At 62.1% G+C, this 23,756-nt stretch carries 16 protein-coding genes; 2 read left to right on the top strand and 14 right to left on the bottom strand.

Annotated elements, in window-relative coordinates:
* Positions 1 to 48 precede the first annotated feature (48 nt).
* Positions 49 to 1,560, top strand: a complete 1,512-nt coding sequence (locus ACYVM5_RS07280; RefSeq protein WP_460617474.1) for a serine hydrolase — start codon at positions 49 to 51, stop codon at positions 1,558 to 1,560.
* A gap of 30 nt (positions 1,561 to 1,590) precedes the next feature.
* On the opposite strand, the gene ACYVM5_RS07285 is transcribed toward ACYVM5_RS07280, so the two are convergent.
* The 4 genes from ACYVM5_RS07285 to ACYVM5_RS07300 form a co-directional block, all read right to left on the bottom strand.
* Positions 1,591 to 2,142 carry a hypothetical protein gene (locus tag ACYVM5_RS07285; protein ID WP_460617475.1) on the bottom strand — a complete coding sequence of 184 codons (552 nt, stop codon included), beginning with the start codon at positions 2,140 to 2,142 and terminating at the stop codon, positions 1,591 to 1,593.
* A 44-nt stretch (positions 2,143 to 2,186) separates the two neighbouring features.
* Positions 2,187 to 2,777, bottom strand: coding sequence for a hypothetical protein (locus ACYVM5_RS07290; protein ID WP_460617476.1), 591 nt, complete (start codon positions 2,775 to 2,777; stop codon positions 2,187 to 2,189).
* Positions 2,778 to 2,843: 66 nt separating this feature from the next.
* The gene (plsY, locus tag ACYVM5_RS07295) at positions 2,844 to 3,488 is read right to left on the bottom strand and encodes a glycerol-3-phosphate acyltransferase (protein ID WP_460617477.1); all 645 of its coding nucleotides are present in this window, start codon (positions 3,486 to 3,488) and stop codon (positions 2,844 to 2,846) included.
* A gap of 212 nt (positions 3,489 to 3,700) precedes the next feature.
* Complete coding sequence (locus ACYVM5_RS07300) at positions 3,701 to 9,274, bottom strand: hypothetical protein (protein ID WP_460617478.1); 5,574 nt, start codon at positions 9,272 to 9,274, stop codon at positions 3,701 to 3,703.
* Between the two features lie 333 nt (positions 9,275 to 9,607).
* Here ACYVM5_RS07300 and ACYVM5_RS07305 point away from each other — a divergent pair, with 333 nt between their 5' ends.
* Positions 9,608 to 10,639, top strand: a complete 1,032-nt coding sequence (locus tag ACYVM5_RS07305; protein WP_460617479.1) for an oxidoreductase — start codon at positions 9,608 to 9,610, stop codon at positions 10,637 to 10,639.
* A gap of 75 nt (positions 10,640 to 10,714) precedes the next feature.
* Here the strand turns inward: ACYVM5_RS07305 and ACYVM5_RS07310 are convergent, their stop codons facing one another.
* The 10 genes from ACYVM5_RS07310 to pelA all read right to left on the bottom strand — a co-directional run bounded on the left by ACYVM5_RS07310 (position 10,715) and on the right by pelA (position 23,735).
* A complete protein-coding gene (locus ACYVM5_RS07310; RefSeq protein WP_460617480.1) occupies positions 10,715 to 12,688 on the bottom strand; it encodes an alpha/beta hydrolase family protein in 1,974 nt (657 codons plus the stop codon).
* Between the two features lie 46 nt (positions 12,689 to 12,734).
* A complete protein-coding gene (gene fbp / locus ACYVM5_RS07315) occupies positions 12,735 to 13,745 on the bottom strand; it encodes a class 1 fructose-bisphosphatase (protein ID WP_460617481.1) in 1,011 nt (336 codons plus the stop codon).
* A 104-nt stretch (positions 13,746 to 13,849) separates the two neighbouring features.
* Complete coding sequence (locus ACYVM5_RS07320; protein WP_460617483.1) at positions 13,850 to 14,317, bottom strand: nuclear transport factor 2 family protein; 468 nt, start codon at positions 14,315 to 14,317, stop codon at positions 13,850 to 13,852.
* A gap of 91 nt (positions 14,318 to 14,408) precedes the next feature.
* The gene (locus tag ACYVM5_RS07325; protein WP_460617484.1) at positions 14,409 to 15,773 is read right to left on the bottom strand and encodes an MFS transporter; all 1,365 of its coding nucleotides are present in this window, start codon (positions 15,771 to 15,773) and stop codon (positions 14,409 to 14,411) included.
* A 72-nt stretch (positions 15,774 to 15,845) separates the two neighbouring features.
* The gene (locus ACYVM5_RS07330; RefSeq protein ID WP_460617485.1) at positions 15,846 to 16,499 is read right to left on the bottom strand and encodes a beta/alpha barrel domain-containing protein; all 654 of its coding nucleotides are present in this window, start codon (positions 16,497 to 16,499) and stop codon (positions 15,846 to 15,848) included.
* Positions 16,500 to 16,510: 11 nt separating this feature from the next.
* On the bottom strand, positions 16,511 to 17,521 hold the full coding sequence (locus tag ACYVM5_RS07335; RefSeq protein ID WP_460617487.1) for a PfkB family carbohydrate kinase: 1,011 nt from the start codon (positions 17,519 to 17,521) through the stop codon (positions 16,511 to 16,513).
* 140 nt (positions 17,522 to 17,661) lie between these two features.
* Positions 17,662 to 19,095 carry a glucuronate isomerase gene (gene uxaC, locus ACYVM5_RS07340; protein ID WP_460617488.1) on the bottom strand — a complete coding sequence of 478 codons (1,434 nt, stop codon included), beginning with the start codon at positions 19,093 to 19,095 and terminating at the stop codon, positions 17,662 to 17,664.
* A 147-nt stretch (positions 19,096 to 19,242) separates the two neighbouring features.
* A complete protein-coding gene (locus ACYVM5_RS07345) occupies positions 19,243 to 20,895 on the bottom strand; it encodes a UxaA family hydrolase (protein ID WP_460617490.1) in 1,653 nt (550 codons plus the stop codon).
* A gap of 139 nt (positions 20,896 to 21,034) precedes the next feature.
* Complete coding sequence (locus ACYVM5_RS07350; protein WP_460617492.1) at positions 21,035 to 22,567, bottom strand: tagaturonate reductase; 1,533 nt, start codon at positions 22,565 to 22,567, stop codon at positions 21,035 to 21,037.
* 55 nt (positions 22,568 to 22,622) lie between these two features.
* Entirely contained in the window at positions 22,623 to 23,735 is a 1,113-nt protein-coding gene (pelA, locus tag ACYVM5_RS07355; protein ID WP_460617493.1) for a pectate lyase, read from the bottom strand.
* Positions 23,736 to 23,756 lie beyond the last annotated feature (21 nt).

The raw sequence follows: 23,756 nt of genomic DNA on the forward strand, positions 1-23,756 counted from the left end.
CTAGCTGGCAGCAGTTTTTCTTTTCACCCCACCCTGTTTTCTGCAATCATGAACTTGCCTGCCACTTCCACCCGACCCACATACACCCACCGGCTACCCTTGTTTGTGTGGGGGTTGATTTTGCTGGCCTGTACCTGTTTGCAGCGCGCCGAGGCGCAGGCACCAACCGACAGCGTGGACCTTTTTCTGGCCGCGAAAATGCGGCAGCTCCGCATTCCGGGTTTGCAGCTGGCCGTCATCCGGCACGGGCAGGTGGTGAAACTGGGGCAATACGGGCTGGCCAATATTCAGGATTCCATCCCCGTGAGCCGCAAATCGCGCTTCACCATCAATTCCATTACGAAGGCCTTTGTGGGCGTGGCGGTGATGCAGCTGGTGGAAGCCGGCAAGCTGGACGTAGCTGCGCCCATCTCGCGCTACCTGCCCAGCCTGCCCGCCGCGTGGCAGCCCGTGACGGTGCGGCAGCTGCTGACGCACACCTCCGGCCTGCCCGAAATAATGGGGGACGACGATATGGTGACGGAGGCCAACGAAAATGCTGCCTGGGCCAACGTGCAGCTGAAACCAATGGAATTTGCCCCCGGCGAGAAGTTCAGCTACAACCAGACCAACTACTTGCTGGTGGGCAGAATCATCGACCAGTTGAGCGGACAGCCGTTCGCCACGTTTATTCAAGAGCGGCAGCTGAACGTGGTGGGCATGCCCCGCACGGCCCTGGGCGACTCGCACGACGTGCTGCCCAACACCACCCGCGGCTATTCCTATTCCAAGGTGGTGAACGGAGAATGGCAACGGACGCGGGAGCCGCGCAACTTGTTTGAGGTGTATGCGCCATCCATGCGCACGGCGTCGGGCATGACCTCGACGGCCGAGGAAATGGCCCATTGGCTGATTGCCCTGCAACAAGGCAAGCTGCTGAAACCCGCCAGCCTGCCCGTGCTCTGGGCACCGGGCCTGCTCACCAACGGCCAGCCGCAGGGCTTCAACCGCCTGCAAAACGGCTACGCGCTGGGCTGGCCCACCGTGCTGCGCCCCGAGCATCGGGCCGTGGCCCCCACCGGCGGCGGCCGCTCGGCCCTGTTCATCTACCCCGAGGACGACCTAGCCATCGTAGTCCTGACAAACCTGATGGGAGCCAACCCCGATATGTTCATTGACGAAATTGCCGGCTACTACCTGCCCGACATGCGGCCGGCCAACGGCTTTGGTATGCCGCCGGTCATCCGCGCCCTGCACACGGAACTGCGCAAGCGTGGCTTCAATCAGGCCGAAGCGTTGGTGAAACAGGCCCGCAAAAAGAATCCGGCTTACCAGCTGCCCGAACCCGAAGTGAATGCCTGGGGCTACTCCCTACTAAAACTAGCCCAACCCAAAGACGCGCTGGAAATCTTCAAGCTCAACGTGAGCCTGTACCCGCAGAGCGCCAACGCCTACGACAGCCTGGGCGAGCTGTATGCCGAAATGGGCAACCGCGAGCTGGCCCGCAAAAACTACCACCGCTCCCTGGCGCTCAACCCCAAAAACACCGGCGCCGCCGAGTATCTGAAGAAGTCCTTGTAGCGACTTCTTTGGTGCTGGATGCGCAGCGGCTCACTGCCGCGCATCCAGCACCAACTCGCGCACCATCACCTCGCCCAGCGGCCAGGCGTCGGCCCAGTCTTTTTCGGGGCTTTCGAAGGTGAGCAGGTAGAGGGTGTCGGTTTTGGTATTGGCCAGGGCCAGCTGGTACACGATGCGCGGGTCGGCATCGGGCGGGGCGTCGCGGTAGCGCACCGTCCACTTGTGCCAGTTGCCTTCGGCAGAAGCCGCTTTTTCCAGCACCTGCTGGCCCCGGCCAAAGCCCGAGCGCAGCATCAGCAGCTCGGCGTATTCGGCGGCGGGGCGCTTGGTGTGGGCTGTGGCCCGGCGCACCACTTGCAGCGAGAGCCCCGTCTGAAACTCGCCGCTCTCGCCGATTTGCTCCTGGGTGAGGTAGTAGGTGGGCGCGCCCTTCTGGCCTTCGGCGCGGTAGTACCAGCCGGCGGGCAGCAGGGCAGCGGCCTTGCCATCGGGCAGCGCCTGCCAGATGAAGCCGGCGGGCGGGGCCGCCAGCGGCACATTGTAGCGCTGGGCGGCGGCGGGCCGGGCGAGTACCAGCGCCACAAGGACTAGGAAGTGACGTACCATGCCCACGAAGCTAGCGTCGGCTACACGCCCGCATCGAACCGGAGCTGCTTTATCATCCCCTCGCCCAGCTTCCAGGCTTGCGGCCACTGCGGCTCCGGGCTCTCGAAGACGAGCAGGTAGAAGGTGTCGGTGGCAGTGTTGGCAATGGCCCATTGCTGAATGATTTTGGCGCCGGCCGCGCCGTTGGCCACGCGGTAGCGCACCCCAAACAGCCGCAGCGGGCCCTGCGTTTTGGTTTCCTGGCCCAGCACCTGCTGCCCGGCCCCGTGCCCGCTGCGGGCGCTGAAGGCCTGCGCGTAGTCGAGGGCGGCTTGTTTGGTTTTGGCTTTTATCTGCCGCACCACGTTCAGCGACAGACCGGTTTGAAACAGCTTGCCGGGCACAATTTTCTCCCGGGTGAGGAAGTAGGCTTGGGCGTCGCGGCTGGTTTCGGCCCGGTAGTTCCAGGTGAAGGGCAGCACCGCCAGGGCTTTCACTTCGGGCAGCGGCTGCCAGTGAAAGCCTACGGGCGCATCGGCCGGGGCGGTGGCGCGGGCGGGCGCGGGCGTTTGGGCAATGGCTGGGCTACCCAGCAGCAGGCCGCAAATGGCAAGAAAAACGGGACGGACCATAAGGAGGTGAGCGATATTGGAACGCTACTTATACGGGAACCGCCAGCCAGTTAGTACGCGTAGTGTCTACTTCGCCCACGGCAGCGGCACCCGGCTCTCGGTGCCACTCCTGAGCCGGCCGATATTTGCCCGGTGGGTGTAGATGAGCAGCGCCGCCAGCAGGAAGCCCACGTACACCAGAAACGGCTGCGCCGGCCGGAACTGGGGCAGCAATTGCAACAGCGCGAAGGTGACGCCCGCCGTCATGCTGGCCAGGCTCACGTAGCGGAACAGCAGCAGCATCACGATAAACACGAGCATGCACACGCCCACCGTGGCCGGGGCCACGCCCAGCATCATGCCCAGGATGGTGGCCACGCCCTTGCCGCCCCGGAACTGCGCAAACACCGGGTAGATGTGCCCCACCACGGCCAGCGCGCCGCAGGCCAGCCGGTAGTACAGCTCGTGCTCCGGCGCGATGGCGCCCTGCGCCACCAGCCACTGCGGCAGAAAATACGCGGCCACAAAGCCTTTCAGCGCATCGATGAGCAGCACGAAGGAACCGGCCTTAGGGCCGAGGACGCGGAAGGTGTTGGTGGCCCCGGCATTACCGGAGCCGTGCTCGCGGATGTCGGCCAGGTTGAAAAAGCGCCGGCCCACCCACAACGCCGTGGGAATGGAGCCGAGCAGGTAGGCGGCCAGCAGGGCCAGGGCGATGTAGAGGAGATTCATGAGGGCGGGATGGGTGAGCAGGAAAGGCGCAAAATAACAGAACGCGGGATGGAGCCAGCCGCGCAGCGGCGGCCGGTTTGTAGAAGCACTAGGATTGGCTACGCAAAAGCCGCGTAGCGGCGACAGATTTACCGAAGGGCTCCGTCACCGCTACGCGGCTTTATATGATATGGCTGGCCGACTGCTTGCCACAACCGGCCGCCGCTACACGCCTAGCTGTCGCCGAAGGGGTCGTCCTCTTTCTTCTTTTTCTGCTTCTCTTCCTCCTTCTTCTTTTTCTCCTCTTCTTTTTTCGCCTTCTCTTCCTCCTTTTTCAGCTTTTCGGCTTCCTTGGCCTGGCGGTCGGCCTCCTTCTTAGCGTCGGCGGGGGTGGGAGTGGCATCGGCGGCGGGCGGAGTGGTGGCAGCCGGGGCGGTGGCGGCTGGAGTAGAGGCTGCAGCGGGCGTGGTGGCGGCAGGCGTGGTGGCAGCAGGTGCAGCCGCAGCCGGTGCATCGGCAGCTTTCTCTTCGGCTTTCTCCTTTTTCGCGGGGGCCGGGGCGGGCTCGTCCAGCACACCATCGCCGAAGGGGTCGTTGTCCTTGGCTTTCTTCTTCTTTTTGGAAGAAGTTTCCGGCGCGGGCTCGGCGGGGGCGCTGCCGGGGTTAGCATTGGCATCGGCATCGCCGAAAGCATCATCGCCCTTGCCCTTTTTCTTCTTCTTTTTGTCGTCTACGGTGTCAAACTTCTCGGCTGGCGGCGGCGCCGATGGACGAGCGGCCAGCTTGCCGCTCTTGCCCAGGAAATCCTTCTGGAAGTGTGAGCGGAAGGCATCCACGTCGGAATAATCGCCAAGGAAGGCACCGTAGCTTGTAGCCGTTTGGTAGTCGCCTTTGGCCTTGCCGCCTACTTCGGCGTCGAAGGTTTCGTTTTGCGACTTGGCCAGCAGCACGTTGTTGGCGTAGCGCAGGTAGTACCAGCTCTGGGGCTCGGGCTCCAGGTAAATCTCGACGAGGTCGGTGCCGTTTTCGCGGCGGATTTCAATCAGGCCGTCAATCATCGCATTCAGCGGCTGCTTGCCCACGCCCGCAATGCCAATCTGGCCCACCGAGTACCAGGCGCGCTTCTTCTCGTTCCAGCGCAGGTTCACCTTGCTCAGCAGCAGGGTGTGCATGAACTTGGGCGAGAGTTTCATGAGCGGGTCGGCGGTGCCTTTGCGCATGGTGTAGGCCTCCACGCCTTTGTCGCCGATGAACTGGCCGATTTTGTAGAGCTCGTTGGTGGAGCCGTCCTGGGCCTCGGGCGAGTTTTTGGTGATTTTGGCAATCTCCACGCCCATAGCATCAATGGCTTTGGGCGGCATGTTGATGTCGATGCCCAGCAGCGCGTCGATGGTGTAGCGCGCGCTGTCGGGGTTAGCGGTGCCCACGCCGCTGCCCATCATCTTGTAGTCCTTGCTGGAGTTGATGAAGGACATCGGCCCGCGGAAGCTGATGGTGTTGGTGGAGTCGGCGTAGGTGAGGGCCGCGCCCTCGTAGGCGTTTACGTCGGTGGGGTCGTTGCGCGAGATGCTGTACTGGCCCTTGCGGTCGTCGTAGCGCAGCTTGCCATCCACTTTAAAGATGGGCACGTCGGTGGTGTTGGGCAGGGTGGCGGCGTAGAGCGGGTACACCTTGTTGGTCTGGTCCGACATGAACAGGCCGGTCACGAGCGGGGTGCCGTCCTCGGCCTTGATGTCTTTCAGATTCAGGCTAAAGTTCTTGGGGTCGATGGAATCCTTCACCGCAATCCACTCGGCCAGCGCGCGGTTTTTGCCGAACTGCAGTTGCACCTGGCCATCAAACACAAAGCCGCGGCGCTGCGAGTTCAGCTGCACCGCGCCTTGGTAGCCAATGCGCGGGGTGAGCTTGAACTTGGCGTTGGCGTCCACGTTGGCGCTGGCAATGGTGGCCGGGCCGGCGGCCGCGTCGGCGTTGTCGTCGGCCTTTTTGCGGCCCAGCAGGCCCTTGCCGCCCTTGCCGGTGCCGGCCAGCACGGCGTTGGGGTCGGGCTCGAAGTTGGTGAAGCGTAGGGCCACCGAGTCGCGGGCGGTTTTGAAGCTGTAGAGCGCGTTGCCGGTAAAGGCCACTTTCGATAATACTTCGATGCTGCCCTTATAGAGCTTGTGGAACTTGGCCAGCGAATCGAGCTCGATGCCGGCATTTTTGAAGCGCTGCAGGCGGCCGTTGGCGAGAATGTTCACCTTGCCCGAATCGGGAATTACCCAGGCATCGGCGGCGGCGATGTGGGGCACGCCGCCCACTTTCATCTGGTACTTGGCCAGGTCATACACGCCAGAGGACGCCTTGAATTTCAGGCCCTGCTGGTCGGGGTTGGTGGAGTAGAAATACGACTTGGTAGAGTCGGCGCCGGCGGCCACGCGCAGCTGCACCTGCTTTTTCTTGAAGTCCCAGCGCCCGCCGCTAAGCGTGGTTTTGAACTTCGAGTAGGGCAAATCGATGCTGGCCTTGCTGCCTTCTTCCCGCTTGAAATCGGCAAAGCCGCGCTTCAAATCGTAGTCAAACGCCACGTCGTTAGCCGTGAGAGCGGGCTTGTTGGCCTCGGCCGATTTGATGCTAAGGGCGGCTTTTTTGCCCGAGTAGCTGTCAGATTTAAACGTGAATTCCGGCGACTTGATGAAGGACTGCGGCCCATCGAGACGGCCGTTGCCGCCGGCGTTGTGCGGCGTGAGCAGGGCCGTGCCCTTGAAACTGTAGCCGCCGGTCGTAGTAGGCGTTTTGCTCTTAGGGTCGGCCGTGGCCGAGTACAGGCGAATGGCCTCGCCCGAGCGCGGCGTGGTGAGGTACATGGAATCCTGGCGCACGTTCCAGTTCATGAGGTAGCCGGTGGGCAGGTTCATCTTGGGAATATCGACGCCCTCGGCCTTCTTGGCCGCGATGGCCCCGGTCTTGCCCACGGTCACCACCGAGTCACGGTAAAACACGAACTGGTCGGAGGTAAACGTGCCGGTCTGGTACGTAATGGTGCCATTAGCCTGCAGGCCCTTGCCGTCCATCTTCACCTTATTGAACACGCGGCCCCGGCCCTTGTAGAGCGGGAAGCCGTCTTTCGGCACATCGTACACAAAGCCCAGCGAGCCGTCTTCCTGCATCGTGAGCTTGGTTTTGATGTCGGGAATGATGCCGCCGCTGCGGAAGGTGCCATCGAACCCGGCCGACGACTTGCCGATGCCGTTCAGCGAATCGAGCTTGAACGGCGGAATGTCGAACACCATCGTCGAGTCGTAGGCTCCGCCCAGCACGTCCTGCTTGCCGAAGTACACGTTGGCCCCGCTCTTGGAGTCGAAGGATGGGTACTGGCCCTTCTTTTTGCGGCCCGATTTGTTCTTGGGGTCGTTCAGGTAGAGGCGGCCGGTCGAAAACTTGCCCTTGTTGGTGAGGGCGAAATCGGCGTGCTTGCCGGTGGGCTTGCCCTTGGCATTCTTGGCCTCGCTGCGAATGACGATGGAGTCAATCTTGGCCATGTCGACGTAGAAACCGTCGTAGTCAAACTTGAAATCGCGGCCCTTGAAGCGCATGGCCGAAGCCACCACCGCGCCGCCGAAGTTGATGTTCCGGTTCTTGCCGATGCGGATAATGGCGCTGTCCGGCTTCACGTACACCGTGGCCGAGTCGTCGGAGAAGTTGAAGCGGTCCACGCCGCGCACCAGCAGTTCGTTGGTGTTCAGGTTGAGCGTGGCATTCTTGCCCGAGCCCGAGAGCGACTTGATGGCAATGTGGTCGTAGTCCTTTTTGTCGCGGGCCGATGCCACGTAGTGCGAGCCTTTGGGCAGGATGGTCACGTCGCCGGTCTGGGAATTCCAGGCCACGTAGCCGTCGCGGGCCAGGCCGGCCATGTCGGAGCGCATGTTGGGCACCGAGGTTTTCAGGTTATCGGCCAGCTCGCTCACGTTGATGGTTTTCACGTCGCCGTGGGCCTGGCTGTAGCCCACCAGCATCTGCAGCGGGTGCAGCCGGTTGATGCTTTTGAGCTGCTGGTAGCGGTTGTTGGTGAAGAACTCCTTGCTCTCAAAATCGGCCGAGCTCTGGTTTTTCGACGACAGCACCGCAAAGTCGATGGTGGGCTGGCGCAGGTTCCAGGTCAGGGCTTCCGTGCGGATGTCCATCTGGTGGTAGGAGTCGCTGTAGGGCGTATTTTTATACAGGCCTTCCTCGCGCGAAAGCTTCAGCTGCTGCTTGCCTTTCAGGTATTTGAGCTGTGCGCCGGGGTGCGTGAGCGAGTCCTTGGCGCCTTCGTAGATGGTAACGGCGGCCCGACTGGCCGTAATCACCGAGTCGCCGAGCACGTAGGCCCGCGAGGCCGCCTTGAACTTGGGCTTGCCGTCGAGGCTCACCGTGAGGTTGGCCAGCGAGCCATCCAGCGCGGCGCTGAGCACCTTGCCGCCGGCCATCGAAATACCGCCCCGGTACTGAATATTATCACCCAGGTTCTTGATGCGGGCATCGTTGGTAAGCGAGATGAAACGCGGGTAGCCGGTGTCGGGCGCGCCGGGCTTGCGCCGCACGCTCTTGTAGCTGAGGGCGCCTTTCACGGGCGCTTCCAGCACGGCCGGATACGTCAGGGTCACGGGCTGGGCCGTGAACTCTGGCTTGGTCATGTCGAAGTCGAAGCCCGCCAGCTCGGCCGTCACCAGGTTGGTTTTGATGGACCACACAAACTGGCCACCCGTGGCAATGAAGCGGTTGGAATTGGGCACGGCCGTACCGCTCACCTTCTTGATAAACACCGAGTCGCCGCCGGTGGCCATAAACAGGTCGGCATCCTTCACCACAATTACCGCGCCCCGGGCGGGCGGCGGCGCATACGCATCGTACACCGCCGAGGGCGTGAACGACGGAGCCGGCGCATCAAAATCGGAAGAAGCCGGCGTGGTGGCAGTGGCGGCAGGTTTGGCGGCGGCCGTGGCCGGGGTGGCTTTGGTAGCGGGCTTGGCGGCGGCCGTGGCTTTTTTGGCGGGCGCTTTCTTCACGGGTGCGCCCCAGCCGTCGTCATCGCCCCAACCGCCACCCGAGGGCGACGACCACATATCGGCCGTGTCCCAGCCGCTGCTGCTGGCCTTTTTCTTGGGCGCGGGCTTGGCGGCGGTGGGCTTTTTGGCGGCGGGCTTGGGCGCGGCGGGCAACGGCTCCTCCTTGGGAGCGGGCGTGGGCGTACCAAATTCCAGGTTCGACTCGGGTGCCGCGATGGGCGAGTAGGCGAACGAAACGGTGCCGGCCACAGCGCGCAGCGTGTTGTAGCCCGAGCGGTAGAGGTAGCCGCCGTTGAAGAAGCGGTTGGTGCTAACGAGGAATTTCTCGGTTTCCTGCGGGGCTTCCTTGTCCAGGGTCTGGTTCAGTACATCGAGGTACTGGTCCATCTGCTGGTCGTTGAGCTTGGCCAGGTTTTTCCCGTTCACAATGCTGGCAAACAGCATTTCGAAGTGCGGCCGGGGTTTAAATTTCTTGGCCAGCATGGTTTGCGACAGCGCCACGATGCGCGCCTGCTGCGAGCTGGTGAGGCTGTTGGAGGCCCACAGCTCCTTGAGACGGGCGGCCGTCACGCGGGCCACGGCATTGTTGGTGCTGGCCATCATGCCCTGCACGTCGTTGATGTACTGCGCGGGGTCGGTCGAGAGCTTGCCGACCTGGTAGCGCGGCGCAGCAGCGGCCGGGGCCGCGCCGGTGGGCGGAGCCGGTTTGGTTTGTGCCAGCGCGGGCGCAGCAGCAATCACCCCCAGCCACGCGACAAAAACACCAATTACTTGCTTCATAAAGTCTGTTAATTCGAGAACAATGACCCACTGGGCCGGCTTTAGGCTGCGGCGCGTCGGGCGGTGCCGCTCAACGTCGCTCAGGCCCGGCCTGCGGCGACCCGCCCAGCCGCACGCGCAATCCAACGAGTAGTTTTTTCAACGCAAACGCCTGGCCCGAAGGATAGTGCCCGGCGCGGCGCATAAAAACCCGGTACAAGTTAGGCACAATCAAAAAAGCAATTCGCCAACGACCGGGCTTAAAGGGCTTTGCCTTTCGATTATCCCGTTTTTTCTCAGCAGTATCCTTTCCTTTTCCTCGGTCACCAGAGTGGTTGGCTTTACATTTGACGCATGACTTCCTCCTCCCCTATTCGCACCGCTTTGTTGGCCTACGGCATGTCGGGCAAGCTTTTCCAGGCCCCGTTTCTGGCCGCGCACCCCGGTTTTGAGCTCTACGGCGTGGCCGAGCGCACCGAGCAGCGCATGCACCACGACTACCCCACCATCCGCAGCTACCCCAGCGTGGCCGAGTTGCTGGCCGACCCCAGCATCGAGCTGGTGGTGGTGAATACGCCCAGCAACACCCACTTCGACCTGGCCAGCCAGGCCCTGCGCGCTGGCAAGCACGTCTTGCTGGAGAAGCCCGTGGCCACGTCCGTCGCCCAACTACAGGAGCTACTGGCGCTAGCCAAGCAGCAGAACCGATATCTACTGGCTTATCAGAACCGCCGCTGGGACAGCGACTTCCAAGCCGTACGCCGGGTGGTAGATAGCGGCCAACTGGGCCAGCTTTTCGAAGTCCACATTCGCTACGACCGGTACAAGCCGGCGCTGCATTTCAAGAAATTCAAGGAGGAGCCCGGCCCCGGCGCGGGCCTGCTCTACGACCTCGGCCCGCACATCCTCGACCAGGCAATCAGTCTGTTTGGGAAGCCAGTCAGCGTGATTAAAATCTTAGGCAGCTATCGACCCGGCACGCAGGTAGACGACTTTTTCTCGCTGCACCTGCGCTACCCCGCCGGCCTCAACGTGTGGGTGAGTTCGGGCCTGCTCATCGCCGACCCTGTACCGGCCTACGTGCTGCACGGCACTCAGGGCAGCTACCAAAAAGGCCGTACCGACGTGCAGGAAGCTCAACTACTGCAAGGCATTTCGCCCCTGGCCCCTGAGTACGGCCACGAAAAGCCCGGCCAGGAAGGCCGCCTCACTCTGGCCGCGCCCGACGGCACCCTCAGCACCACGCCCGACCCGGCCGCCCCTGGCGACTACATGGGCTTGTTTGAGGCGGTTTTCCAAGCCATCCGGCACGACATGCCCTACCCTATCCGCGCCGAGCAGCTGTTGTGGCAGAATGAACTGCTGGAGCAGCCGGCCGGGCTATAGAAACGCATAATTGCGTTTCGTCGTTGAACGATAATCATGCAGATGATACAGACGACGAGACGCAATTATGCATCTCTACGGGGTTCTCCCCACTACCAGCCGCTCACCCAGCGCCCGCTGCAAGTCCGGCAAATCGTAGTACTGCAGCACGCCGGGCAGCACTTCCGAATACACGTTTTTGCTAGCTGGCTGCATCAGAAGTTCCTGGTAGGAAGGCGGCATTTTATCCAGCGTCAAACGCGTGATGGCGGGCGAGAGCACGGCCGCGTGCAGCGCCGTTACCACGGCGCGTCCGCTGGCGCGCAGCTCCACGGGCACGCCAGCCAGAGCGTCCGCGTTGCGCACGAATACCTGCAGAATGTTTATGTCAGCCACGCGCTGAATGGGTAGCGGGCGGCCTTCGTGCAGGGCCAGCATGGCGTTGCGGTACTCGCGGTTATAGTATTTGGGGTCGATGGCGGCGCTGGGGTCGGCGGTTTCGCCCAGGCCGCGCAGGTCGGCCAATACCACGGCCGTGCCTTGCTGTAAGTATGCCCGCACCTGCGCCGCGCTGCTGTCGAGCACAGCCGCTTTGCCCCCATCGGCCAGCCAGATGAGGACTTTGGCAGGCCGTCCCGGGCCGGCGGGCAGGGCCAGCAGCAGTGGTAGCGGGGGTTCACCCGGCCGGCGCAGCACAAACTTTTGTAGGGTCAGGCCGGCGCGGCGCAACGTATCCAGCGGCCGGATTTCCACCCGCGTGGGCTGGCTGTCATTGGTGATTGGCGGGGCATAGCTGCGTTGTTGCCGCTGCAATGTGGCCACGGTTTCGGTAGCCGTGGGCGGGCGGTGGGCAGCCAGTTGCTGAGCTTCGGCCAGATGCTGAGTGGCTAGCGTGGCCTCATCCCGGAAGGCAGTATTGACCTGGCCCGTGGCGGTGCACTGCAGCTCTTTGGTGGTCGAAACCGGCAGATTTCCCTCCCGCACCGGCGCGGCATCGCCATAAAACCAGCGCCGGAACCACGCCACGGCCACCTCCCGCTTGGGCTGCGAAATGCCGTGGCCGTCATCATACGTGAATAAATCGAGCTGCTCCGGTTTCCCCAAAGCCTGATAGATGCGGCGGGTTTCAGCCGTGGCGGCTTCGATTTGGGTGTAGTCCACAAAATCGTAGCGGCCGGCCAGCACCAGCAGCGGTTTGGGGGCAAACATGATGGGCCAGTCGGCGATGTCGAGGCGGGCACGGCCGGCTCCAGGCAGTTGCACACAGCCGTCGGCGGGGCCGGTTAGCTCCAGGTTTTTTTCGCCGCTGGCCACGTAGCTGCACAGCGCAGCCACCTTCATGCGCGGCTGCAGCGCCATGAAATAGGCCGTTTGGGTGGCCCCGCCGGAGTTGCCCAGGCAACCCAGCCGGGCAGTGTCTACCTCCGGGCGCGTGAGCAGGTAATCGAGGCTGCGGGCGTTGTCCCAGAACTGTTCGCCGGGCGTAGTGTGGCCCAGCAGGGTGGCGTCGGCATTCATGAGCGTATGCTCCGTAGTACCGCCGCGGGTGAGAGACTTGCCGGCCGCATCGGTCAGCTGCATGCGCTCGCCCTGCGAAATCGGGTCAATCACCAACACCACAAACCCATGCTGCGCCAGCAAAATGGCCGTTTTCTGATACGAAACCGTGGCCTTCGATTCCTGCTCGTGCCCGCAAAACAGCAGTACGCCGGGCTTCTTCCCCTTGCCGGCCGGAACGTATAAATTGGCCGTGACGTGGTGCTTCGGCGTGCTTTCGTAGATGATTTTCTCAATCTGAAAACCCGGCCGCTGCAGCTTGCCCGTCACTTGGGCGCGTAACGGGGTGCGCGTCGGCAACGGCCCCAGCACCCGCCGGAAACGCGCCCGCACGCTGTCGCGGTACTGCGCCGCGCCAGCGGGCGACTGCGCTGCATGGTCTAGCTCGGCCGCGCGGGGCGCGTATTGCGCGTGCAGCTGCTGGTATGAGTAGGTGCTGAGGGTGGTCGGGGCTTTCCAGTCGAGCACATTGGGGCTGGGCTGCTGGGCCTGCGCCACACGTCCGAAAAGCACAGCCAGCCCAATCAACAACCCGATTTTTGCCCGCGCCGCCATGTTATCAGGAGGCGGCCACGGCCTGTAGCTCCTTCACCAAATCGGCAGAGCCCACGAAGAGCGGCGCGCGCTGGTGCAGGTCGGCGGTGGGCGGCACGTCGAGGACGACATCGGCCCCGGTCACGGCCATGCCGCCGGCCTGCTCGATGAGGAAGGCCAGTGGGTAGCACTCGTAGAGCAGGCGCAGCTTGCCGCCGGGCTTGTCCACGGTGGGCGGGTAGAGGTAGATGCCACCCGTGAAGAGGTTGCGGTGATAATCGGCCACCAACGAACCCACGTAGCGGGCCGTAAGGCGGCGCTCCTTGCAGGTGGTGAGGTAGGTCCGCACAAACTCGGGGTAGTCGAACCAGTTGCCTTCGTTGCAGCTGAACACCGGCCCGTGCTGCGGAATCTTGATATCGGGGTGCGAGAGGAAGAATTCGCCCAGTGAGTTTTCGTAGGTGAAGCCCGTCACGCCGTGGCCGGTGGTGTACACCAGCATGGTGCTGGAGCCGTAGAGGATGTAGCCAGCCGCCACCTGCGCCCGCCCGCCCTGCAAAAAATCCTCCTTACGGGCCGGGCCGCCGATGCGCGATACCCGGCGGTAAATCCCGAAAATGGTGCCGATGCTCACGTTCACGTCGATGTTCGACGAGCCGTCGAGCGGGTCGATGGCCACCACGTATTTGCCGTTGCGATTACCGGTTTCGACGATTTCCTCGTTTTCTTCCGAAAGAATGGCGCACGCCTCGCCACCGTTGGTCAGGGCGCGAATGAAGCGGATGTTGGCTTCTACATCGAGCTTTTGCTGCGCCTCGCCCTGCACGTTTTGCCCGCCCATGGCTCCGGTGATGCGCGAAAGGCCGGCGCGGTTTACCTCGCGGTTCACGATTTTACCGGCCAGGGCAATATCGCGCAGCAGCTGGCTCAACTCGCCCGTGGCGTACGGAAACTCGGCCTGCTTGCGCATGATGTAGCGCTCCAGCGTAGTGCCCACGGGCGTAGCAAGGGCGTTTTCGGTAAGGGTCTGGGACATGGGGTGGGGCATGTAGCGCGGACTCTGCGAGTCCGCGTTTGAGCGGGTCGAAAGGGATTATACTTGGGCAACGCGCGGATTCGCAGAGTCCACGCTACATTTCACTAGGAGGCTTGTTTCTGGGCTTGCCAGAGCACTACCTGCCAGCCTTTTTTCTTGTCTTTGATTTGCACCACCACGTACTTGATGCGGGCCACGCTGGTGCTGCCATCAGGCTTGGGCGGCGAGGTGATGCGGATGGTACCGTTCACGACGGCCGTTTTGTCGTCGTTGTAGGCGCGCACATTTAAGGCATCAATTTCGATTTTGCCATACTGGCTTTTGCCGTCCTTGATGCTCTGGATGTACTCGGCTTTGGTGTTTTCGTGGCCGTCGCCATGAGTATATACCAGGTCGTCGCCCAGCACTTTTTCGAGCACGGCGTAATCCTTTTTTACTTGGGCCTCAAAGCGCTGACGCTCCAGGGCTTCCACTTCTTTTTCGGCAGTCATTTTCTTGGAATTGGGAGCCTGAGCGAAGACCAGCAAGGGCAATACCAGCAACAGCGCCAGCAGTAAGGGCCGCGTTTTCATATCCTTAAATACAGATTAGAGGGAAGCCCAAACGGCGCAGCATTCACTGCCAATGGCTCATAAAGAAGGCCACGCCGTTTCGGAAGAGTGGTTATTCGTCGTCGAGCTTGATGGGCTCCATGCGCGGTACCAGCGTGAACATCAGCACCCAAGCTAGCAGATAAGCCGCGCCGCAGATGAAGAACATGATGTAGTAAGCCTTGTCAATCTGGCCAATGCCTTCGTAGTACACGAACATGCGTTTCTGCACCAGCGCCGTGAGGGCGATGCCGCCCAAACCGCCCGCCATGCCGCCAATGCCCGTGACCGAGCCCACCGCCCGCTTCGGGAACATGTCCGACACAGTGGTGAAAATATTGGCGCTCCAGGCTTGGTGGGCCGCCGCCGCAATACCAATTACCAGCACCGCCAGCCACATATTCATCCCGCCCAGCCACTGCGCGGCGATGATGGGAAGCACGCAGAAAGCAATAATCAGCATGGCCGTTTTGCGGGCCTGAAACGCGGGCATCCCGCGCTTGATGAAGCCCAGCGGCAGGTAGCCGCCCCCGATGCTGCCGATGCTCGACAGTATGTAAACCGTGGCCGTGGGCAGGGCCAGCTCCGTGCCTTTCAGGCCGTATTGCTTGCCCAAGAAATCGGGCAACCAGAACAGGTAGAACCACCAGATGGGGTCGGTCAGGAATTTGCCCGCCACAAAGGCCCAGGTTTGGCGGTAGCCCAGCAGCGTGGCCCAGGAAGCTTTCGGCTTTTCCTCCGTCACGCCCTCGGCGGGCAGGCCAGCCGGAATATCGGCGTTGATGTAATCGAATTCTGCTTTGCCCAGGCGTTTGCTGTCGGCGGGCGTATCGTATACCATCATCCACAGCACCAACCAGATAAAACCCAGCGCCCCGGTAATCACAAAAGCCCACTGCCAGCCGTAGTTGGCGGCGATAAAGGGTACGGTGAGCGGAGCGACAATGGCCCCCACGTTGGCCCCCGAGTTGAAAATACCCGTCGCCAACGCCCGCTCGCGCTGCGGAAACCACTCGGCAATCGTCTTGATGGCCGAAGGAAAGTTGCCGGCCTCCATTACGCCCAATGCGCCCCGGGCCACGCTGAAACTGAACGTGCCTGTGGTCAGGGCGTGCGCCATGGCGGCGATGCTCCACAGGGTAGTAGCCAGTGCGTAGCCCAGCTTAGTGCCCAGCTTGTCGATGACGCGCCCTACGCCAGCCATGCCGAGAGCGTAAGCTATTTTGAAGGTCAGCTCGATATTAGCATAGTCGGCCACGCCCCAGCCAAACGCCTTTTCCAGGTCGGGCTTGAGGTAGGAAATAACCGCCCGGTCGAGGTAGTTAATCGTGGTGGCGAAGAATACCAAGCTGCAAATGGTCCAGCGGTATTTGCCGATGACGGCATTGGCCGTGGCTAGTGGAGAATCAGGCGGTGCCTGAGCGGAAGTTTGCATCATCGAGTTAGGGAATTTGAAACCAGGGCACTACTCGGAATCAACCCAATGGCGCGCTTTGCGCACCGTCAGGCACTACTTTTTCAGGGTTTCGACCACCTGCATGACCTTACCAATGCTGGCGGCCAAGGCGGCGGTATCGTCGGCATTTTTGAAGAGTTGCGAGCCCATGCCCACGGCATTCACGCCCGCGCCAAACCAGGCGCTGAGGCTGGCCTCGGTGGGCTCCACGCCGCCGGTCACCATGAGCTTGGTGTGGGGCATGGGGCCGCGCAGGGCCCTCACGTAATCAGGGCCGACGAGATTGCCGGGGAAGATTTTCACCACGGCCGCGCCCAGCTCACTGGCGTTGTAAATCTCGGTGGGCGTCATGGCGCCGGGCAGCCACGGAATGTTGTGGGCGCGGCACACTTCGGCTACCTCGGCGGTGGCCAGGGGCTGCACCACGAATTCAGCTCCAGCAGCAATGAACTGCTCAGCCTCAGCGGCTTTGTAGATGGTACCGATGCCCAGAATCATGTCCGGGCACCGCTGGGCCACGAAATCCTGGAGTTCGGTGAAAACCGATAGGGCTTTTTCACCCCGGTTCACAAACTCGAATACGCGGATGCCGCCCGTGTAGCAGGCCTGCAAAATGCGCTGCGTGTAGGCTGCATCGGCGTGGTAGAACACCGGCACCACTGGGTAGCGAAGCAGCGTAGCAAGGGTTTCGGCAGGGGTATGGCGCATGGTTATTGAATTTAGCGCAGCAAACGGCCGCTGGTGTTGCCCTTCATGATTTCTTCAACCTCTGCCACGGTCACGAGGTTGATGTCGCCGTGGATGGTGTGCTTGAGGGCCGAAGCCGCCACGCCGAAGGTGAGGGCCTGCTGCGGATTGTTGTAGGCCAGTGAGCCGTAGATGTAGCCGGCCATGAAGGCATCGCCGCCGCCAATGCGGTCGACAATGGGGTTGATGTCGTAGGTGACGGTTTCGAGGAACTGCTGGCCGTCGTAGAAAATGCCTTTCAGGCCGTTGTGTGAGGCGCTGTGGGTTTTGCGGCGGGTAGTAACTACCTGCTTTATTTGCGGAAAACACGCCATCACCTGCCGGGCTACCGATACAAACTTGTTGTCGGTGCCAGGCTCGGGCACGATGTCGAACAAGTCCTCGGCGTCGTTCTCGGAGCAAACCACGATATCACAGCCCGCGACCAGCTCCGACATTACGCTCTGGGCCGTCTGGCCATATTGCCAGAGGTTGCGGCGGTAGTTCACATCGGCCGAGACGGTGATGCCCAGGCGGCGCGCGGCGGCAATGGCCTGGCGCGTAGCTTCGGCCGTGCTGGCCGAAATGGCGGGCGTGATGCCCGTCCAGTGCAGCCAGCCGGCATCTTTCAGGATTTCATCCCAGTTGAATTTGGCCGGGTCGAGGTGGGCGAAGGCCGAGTTGGCGCGGTCGTACACCACTTTGCTGGGGCGCATCCCCGCCCCCACTTCCAGAAAATACAGGCCGAGACGGTCGCCTTCGTACACGGTGGCGTCCATGTTCACGCCCAGGGCGCGGAACTGCTGGGCGGCGGCGTGGCCGAAATCATTGGCCGGGAAGCAGGTGACGTGGGCGGCGGGCACGCCCAACCCGGCCAGCGAAGCGCCTACATTGGCGTCACCGCCACCGTAGGTGATTTCGAGGTTCTGGGTTTGCGCGAACCGGTAATTCAGCGGCGGCGAGAGCCGCATCATGATTTCGCCGAACGTGACAACTTGCTTCATTCTGGGGGTGGTTTTGAACGATGTAGAGACGCGACACTTCGCGTCTCCTCGTTGCTGATGCTGTTTGTGCTGCGCGATAAGGCGCAGTTTTAGTTTTTCTAACGACGAGACGCGAAGTGTCGCGTCTCTGCACCGTTCGCCTAAGCAGTCACGGCAGCGGCTTCCACCACTTTGCCGAAGCCGAAATACTCCTTGGCATTGCCGTAGCAGATGTTCTGCACGGTGCGGCCCAGCAACTCCATATCGGCCGGCAGCTCGCCGTTTTCCACGTCGTTGCCGAGCAGGTTGCAGAGCACGCGGCGGAAATACTCGTGGCGCGGGTACGACAAGAAGCTGCGCGAATCCGTGAGCATGCCCACGAAGCGCGGCAGCAGGCCCATATTGCTCAGCGCGTTGAGCTGCTTCTCCATGCCGTCTTTCTGGTCGAGAAACCACCAGCCGGAGCCGAACTGCATCTTGCCGGCCACCGAGCCGTCGTTGAAGTTGCCAATCATCGTTGCAATCAGGTCGTTATCGGCCGGATTGAGGTTATAGATGATGGTTTTCGCCAGCTTATCCTGGCCGTCGAGCCGGTCGAGGAAAGTGGACAGAGCGCGGCCCTGCGGGAAGTCACCAATGCTGTCCCAGCCCGTGTCGGGGCCGAGCTCGCGGAGCATCCGCGAGTTGTTGTTGCGCAACGCGCCGATGTGGTACTGCTGCGTCCAGCCCTTCTCCCAGTCCATCTCGGCCAGCAAAACCAGCATAGCAGCCTTAAGCTGGTGGTTTTCGACGTGGGTGAGTTCACTGCCACCCCGGATTTTTAGGAAGATGGCGCTGGCCTCCTCGGCCGTGTATTCGGCGGCGTAGATATGCTCCAGGCCGTGGTCCGACAGACGGCAACCCACGCTGGCGAAGAAATCGTGGCGGCGGCGCAGGGCCGTTTCGAGGTCGGCGAAGGTGTTGATTTCTATTTCGGCAGCCGCAGACAGCTTGTCGAGGTAGGCGTTGTAGCTGCGGGCATCGTCCACGGCCATGGCCTTATCGGCGCGGAAGGTGGGCAACACGTTCACACCGAAGCCGGCGGCGGCAATGGCCTGGTGGTGCTCCAGCGCATCGGCCGGGTCGTCGGTGGTGCAGAGGGTTTCGACCTGCATCTTTTTGAGCAGGTTTTGCACCGAATACTCCGGGGTCTGGAGCTTGGCGTTGCACTCGTCGTAGATGCGACGGGCACTGTCCTTGTTTAGCAATTCGGTGATGCCGAAGTAGCGCTGAAGCTCCAGATGCGTCCAGTGGTAGAGTGGGTTGCGCAGCGTGTAGGGCACGGTTTCGGCCCACTTCTCAAACTTTTCCCAGTCCGAAGCATCGCCGGTGATGTAGCGTTCGGGCACGCCGTTGGCCCGCATGGCGCGCCACTTGTAGTGGTCGCCGTAGAGCCAGATTTGGGTGATGTTCTCGAACTGCTTGTCCTCGGCTATCTGGTCGGGCAGCAGGTGGTTGTGGTAGTCGATGATGGGCATCTGCTTCGCATACTCGTGGTAGAGCGTGCTGGCCGTGGCGGTCTGGAGCAGGAAATCGTCGTTGAGAAAAGGCTTCATAATCAATCAGGAATGCAGCGGCGGGGCGCTGATAAATTCTATGATTTCAGGGGTCGAAGGTAGGCCGGGGCGGGGCGCGTTGCCCTCATGGGCCGTCCTGATTCCGGTATTTATTAGCGAAAACGGTTGCGTAGATTCTTTGGCGGACTACAACGAAACGCCGCGTTTCCACGGAATAAAATCGGTCTGGTCGTGGCGCACGGCGGCCACTTCCTCCCCACTAGCCACGCGGATGACGTAGTCGAGAATGCGCTCGCCGGCCTGTTCGATGGTTTCCTCGCCGTCAATCACAGTACCCGTGTTCACGTCGATGATATCGGGCATGCGGCGGGCCAGGGCCGTGTTGCTGGACACCTTGATAACCGGCGCGATGGGGTTACCAGTCGGCGTGCCGAGGCCAGTGGTGAAGAGAACGATGTTCGCCCCCGACCCTACTTCAGCCGTGGTCGATTCCACATCATTGCCGGGCGTGCAGAGCAGGTTCAAGCCCGGCTTAGTCACCAGTTCAGGGTAGTCGAGCACGGCCACCACGGGCGAGGAACCGCCTTTGCGGGCCGCACCAGCCGATTTCATCGCATCGGTAATCAAACCGTCGCGAATGTTGCCAGGCGAAGGGTTCATGTCGAAACCCGAGCCGACGGCCACGGCCGAGTCGCCATAAGCCTTCATCAGGCTGCTGAAACGCTCGGCGGTTTCCTGGTTCACGCTGCGGTCTACCAGCTCCTGTTCCACGCCGCACAGCTCCGGGAATTCGGCCAGGATGACCGAGCCACCCAGAGCCACCAGCATGTCGGAAACGTGGCCCAGGGCCGGGTTGGCCGAAATGCCGGAGAAGCCGTCGGAGCCGCCGCATTCCAGCCCGATGTTCAGGGCTTTCAATGGTGCGGGCTCGCGGCGGGCCTGGTTGGCAATCATCAGACCCGCGAACGTTTGACGTAGCGCGGTGCTGATGAGGGTTTCCTCAGTGCCGAGCTTCTGCTGGTCGAGGATGTAGAGCGGCTTGCTGAAATTGGGGTCGCGCTTCGCGATTTCATCCTGCAGCATGCTGGCCTGCGCGTTCTGGCAGCCGAGGCTGAGCACGGTGGCACCGGCCACGTTGGGGTGCGTGATGTAGCCGGCCAGCAAGCCGCACAGCGTCTGGGCATCTTGGCGGATGCCGCCGCAGCCGCCCTCATGCGAGAGGAAGCGGATGCCGTCCACATTCGGGAACGGGCGGGCGCTGCGGGCGGTATTTTCGCCGGCTTCGAGGTCGGCGCTCAGAATTTCTTCTACCGATTTACCGGCCTGCATCAGCTCTACCAGCTTGCGGGTTTCGGGCTGGTAGCTTTTGCGGCGGCCGTAGCCGAGGTCGGTAATCAGGGCATCCTGCAACACCTGGATGTTGCGGTTTTCGCAGAACACCAGCGGGATAACCAGCCAGTAGTTGGCGGTGCCCACGCGGCCATCGGCGCGGTGGTAGCCCTGGAAGGTGCGGTCCTGCCAGGCGGTTACGTCGGGCGCGGTCCAAGCGGCGCGCTGGTGGGCGTGCTCGTCGTAGCTGTTGGTGGCGTGCTGAATGTTAGCAGTCGTGAGGCGGCCGCCGGGGCGGATGGCCTCGCGGGCGGTGCCCACGAGCACGCCGTACATGGTCACGGGCTGGCCGGCCGTTAGGCCCAGGGGCGCGAGTTTGTGCTTGGCCGGAATGGCCTCAGCGGTGGTCATAAAGCCGTTTTCCCACGGCACTTCGGTGCCGATGGGCAGGTCGACGAGGGCGACCAGCACGTTATCGGCGGGGTGAATGCGGGCAACCTGGTGTTTCATATCAACGGGTAATTATCGAAAACTCGTGAGGCCAAGCGCGGCCGCAGCATCTCTGCCGCTTCGTTGCAGCGAAGGAGGTAATCTCAGAGCAGAGACACTGGGGCTCACTCACTCAGCATCACGTTTTTCTTCAGCTCAATCAGGAATTAACAACCGCTGCTTTCTTAGTGAAAAACGCGGCCAGCGTGGCCGGTGCGCCTTCTTCCAACAGCTGCGTCAGGTAATGGCTTACCTTATCGGCGAAGCCGGGCAAGCGGGTAAGGTCGTGGCCCCAAAGGGCGGTATTGCTCAATGCAGCAGCGGTCAACTCCGCGGGCGAGGACTTGGCCCACAGTTCGGCAAAGTAGCCGGCGCGGTCGTCCTGAATGGTATAGGGCTGGCCGTTGGCTTCGCCCTGGCCGGTGCTGGCGCCGGTGGCAGTGTTGCGCATGAACAACAGGTAGGCCGCGAAACCCAGCGCCACGTAATGCGGCACGGCGCGGTGCTGCTGGTAGTAGTGCAGCAGCGTGGGCACGTTGCGCATCTGCATCTTGGCGGTGCCCTGCATGGCGATGGCCAGCCAGCGGTGCTCCAGGTAGGGGTTGCGGAAGCGGTCGAGGACCTGCATGCCGAAGCGCTGGCCCACTTTTTCATCCACCGAAACGGGGATGCCGGGCAGCAAATCTGCCAGCATCAGGTTGTGAATGAAGCGCGCCAGGTCTTCGTTTTCCAACGACTCGCGCACCGTGGTGCAACCGGCCAGGTGGGCCAGCGCGTAGCTGAGCGTGTGCGTGCCGTTGAGCAAGCGCAGCTTCAACTCGCGGAACAGCGTGATATCGGGCCGAATGACCACGCCGGCCGCCGTGTGGAACGATAGTACCTCCCGCACCCGCTCGCCGCCTTCGATGGCCCAGAGCGAATAGGCCTCGGCCATGGTCAGCAGGTCGTCTTTGTAGCCGAGTTCGGCCTGCATGGCTTCGTAGGCGGTGGGCTCGGGGCGGCCGGGCACGATGCGGTCGACCAGCGTATTGCAGAAATCGTTGGCCGCTTCGAGCCAGTCGATGAAGGCGCTGCCGAGGTCGTTGCGGTGGGCCAGCTCCAGAACAATGGCCTCGAGCTTACGGCCGTTGTCGGGAATCAATTCGGTGGGCACGATGACCAGGCCGCGGTTCACATCGCCTTTGAAAGCCTCGAAACGCGCATACAGCACGGCCAGCAGCTTGCCCGGGAAAGACGTGGGCGGCGTGAGGTGAATGTCTTCGTTCACCAGCTGAATGCCCACTTCGGTGGTGTTTGAAATCACCACCTGCAGGTCGGGGCTGGCGGCGAATTTCAGTACCTCGGCCCACTGGCTTTTGGCCGAGAGCACGCGGCTGATGCTGGCGCACACCACGTTTTCTTCCACGGGCCGGCCGTCGTCCACGCCGCGCACGCATACCGTGTACAGGTTGTTCTGGCGCTCGAAAGCAGTGGCGTCGCCGCCGTCGGTGCTTTTCACTACCACAATGCGGCCGTTGAACACGCCTTGGCGGTTGGCCTCGTCAATCATGAAATCGGGCAGGCCGCGCAGCAGCACGCCGGTGCCGAACTGCAGCACTTTTTCGGGCAGCGCAAACAGCGCCGGGGTGGGCCAGGACACGGCGGCCGAAGTATGAGGAGTGGCCAGGGCCAGTTGTTGGGTGAGCGTGTCCATGTGAATGGGGCTGAAAATAGAATTGGTGACTGAACGAAGCTAGAATTCGGGGTGGCTAGCGCCCTCCCGTACTCACCCGCTTCTGCCAGGCCGGATAGTCTTTTTTTAATAATTTTTCGGGCCAAACCCCAGCGTACAGGTAGCCGGCGCGGCGCTCGTTTTCAATTTCAGTGAGCTGGTAGTGCACCTGGCTGTCGCGGCCCACGTAGATGGGCCGGTCGGTATCAAGCTCATAGAAGCGGGCCCACAGCACCGCGCCCGGCGTGGGCACAATGACGCGGTCGAGCACTTTCTTGGACGATGGCAGCGTGACCTCTTGCACAGCATAGCCATCGATTTTCACCTTCTCGAACCAGGCCACGGCGCTGTCGATGGCTTTGCGCACAGCCGGCGTGGGGTTTTCGATGCCCATCAGAAACCGCACGATGTCTACCGACTCATCGCCGCTCAGCGAGGCCAGCTCGAAGGCACGGGCTTTGGCCGGCTGCAGGGTTTTCTCGTCGTACTGGGCGCACCAGGCCGTGGGCTGACCTTTGCGCACGTACTGCGTTTTCAAAATGCAGCTGATGCCGCGCTCCTCGGCCTTGGCCGCCTGGGGCACCAGCTTGGCATCGAGGCCGGTGAAGGGAGCTTGCTGGCGGGCCACTTTGCGTAGCACCTCCAGCACCCGCACCATGGCGTTGTCGTTGTAGGTAATCTGGTGGCGGTAGTTGCTGAAATCGGGGTAATACTGCGGGAAACCGCCGTTGGCGTACTGCATTTTCAGCAGGTAGCGAATGCCATTTTCGGCCGCCTGACGGTAAGCCGGGTTATTGGTTTTCTGGTAAGCCGCGGCCAGGTAGCTGATTTCGCGGGTCGTGGCGTTGTTGTCGATGGTGGCATCGTTGCGGTCCTTGTCCTGGATGGTACTGGCCCGTTCGAAGGCACTCAGCGGGTGCGCATAGTCCACTTTGTGGGTGCCTACGGCTTTGGGCCAGCCGCCCACCGACCGCTGAAACACCAGCATTTTTTCGGCAATGGTGTCCTGCACCACGGCCTGCGCCGGCGCTGCCTGGACGGCCCGGAAATGCTCCGAACCGCCCGTGGCTACCGCTTCCTGTTGGGTCGGCGTAGTTCCAAGTCCCACCTTGCCCAGCCCCGCCAGCAGGAGCAGTATTTGCAGCGTCATCATGCGTTAGAATGTGGGACC

The sequence above is a fragment of the Hymenobacter ruber genome (genome assembly GCF_054783255.1).

What these genes read in the sequence shown, in the direction of transcription:
- fbp (WP_460617481.1), bottom strand. Translation starts at nt 13,745, where the DNA reads ATGTCCCAGACCCTTACCGAAAACGCCCTTGCTACGCCCGTGGGCACT.
- ACYVM5_RS07305 (WP_460617479.1), top strand. Translation starts at nt 9,608, where the DNA reads ATGACTTCCTCCTCCCCTATTCGCACCGCTTTGTTGGCCTACGGCATG.
- ACYVM5_RS07345 (WP_460617490.1), bottom strand. Translation starts at nt 20,895, where the DNA reads ATGAAACACCAGGTTGCCCGCATTCACCCCGCCGATAACGTGCTGGTC.
- ACYVM5_RS07300 (WP_460617478.1), bottom strand. Translation starts at nt 9,274, where the DNA reads ATGAAGCAAGTAATTGGTGTTTTTGTCGCGTGGCTGGGGGTGATTGCT.
- ACYVM5_RS07330 (WP_460617485.1), bottom strand. Translation starts at nt 16,499, where the DNA reads ATGCGCCATACCCCTGCCGAAACCCTTGCTACGCTGCTTCGCTACCCA.
- ACYVM5_RS07280 (WP_460617474.1), top strand. Translation starts at nt 49, where the DNA reads ATGAACTTGCCTGCCACTTCCACCCGACCCACATACACCCACCGGCTA.
- pelA (WP_460617493.1), bottom strand. Translation starts at nt 23,735, where the DNA reads ATGACGCTGCAAATACTGCTCCTGCTGGCGGGGCTGGGCAAGGTGGGA.
- ACYVM5_RS07320 (WP_460617483.1), bottom strand. Translation starts at nt 14,317, where the DNA reads ATGAAAACGCGGCCCTTACTGCTGGCGCTGTTGCTGGTATTGCCCTTG.
- plsY (WP_460617477.1), bottom strand. Translation starts at nt 3,488, where the DNA reads ATGAATCTCCTCTACATCGCCCTGGCCCTGCTGGCCGCCTACCTGCTC.
- ACYVM5_RS07350 (WP_460617492.1), bottom strand. Translation starts at nt 22,567, where the DNA reads ATGGACACGCTCACCCAACAACTGGCCCTGGCCACTCCTCATACTTCG.
- ACYVM5_RS07335 (WP_460617487.1), bottom strand. Translation starts at nt 17,521, where the DNA reads ATGAAGCAAGTTGTCACGTTCGGCGAAATCATGATGCGGCTCTCGCCG.
- ACYVM5_RS07290 (WP_460617476.1), bottom strand. Translation starts at nt 2,777, where the DNA reads ATGGTCCGTCCCGTTTTTCTTGCCATTTGCGGCCTGCTGCTGGGTAGC.
- uxaC (WP_460617488.1), bottom strand. Translation starts at nt 19,095, where the DNA reads ATGAAGCCTTTTCTCAACGACGATTTCCTGCTCCAGACCGCCACGGCC.
- ACYVM5_RS07325 (WP_460617484.1), bottom strand. Translation starts at nt 15,773, where the DNA reads ATGATGCAAACTTCCGCTCAGGCACCGCCTGATTCTCCACTAGCCACG.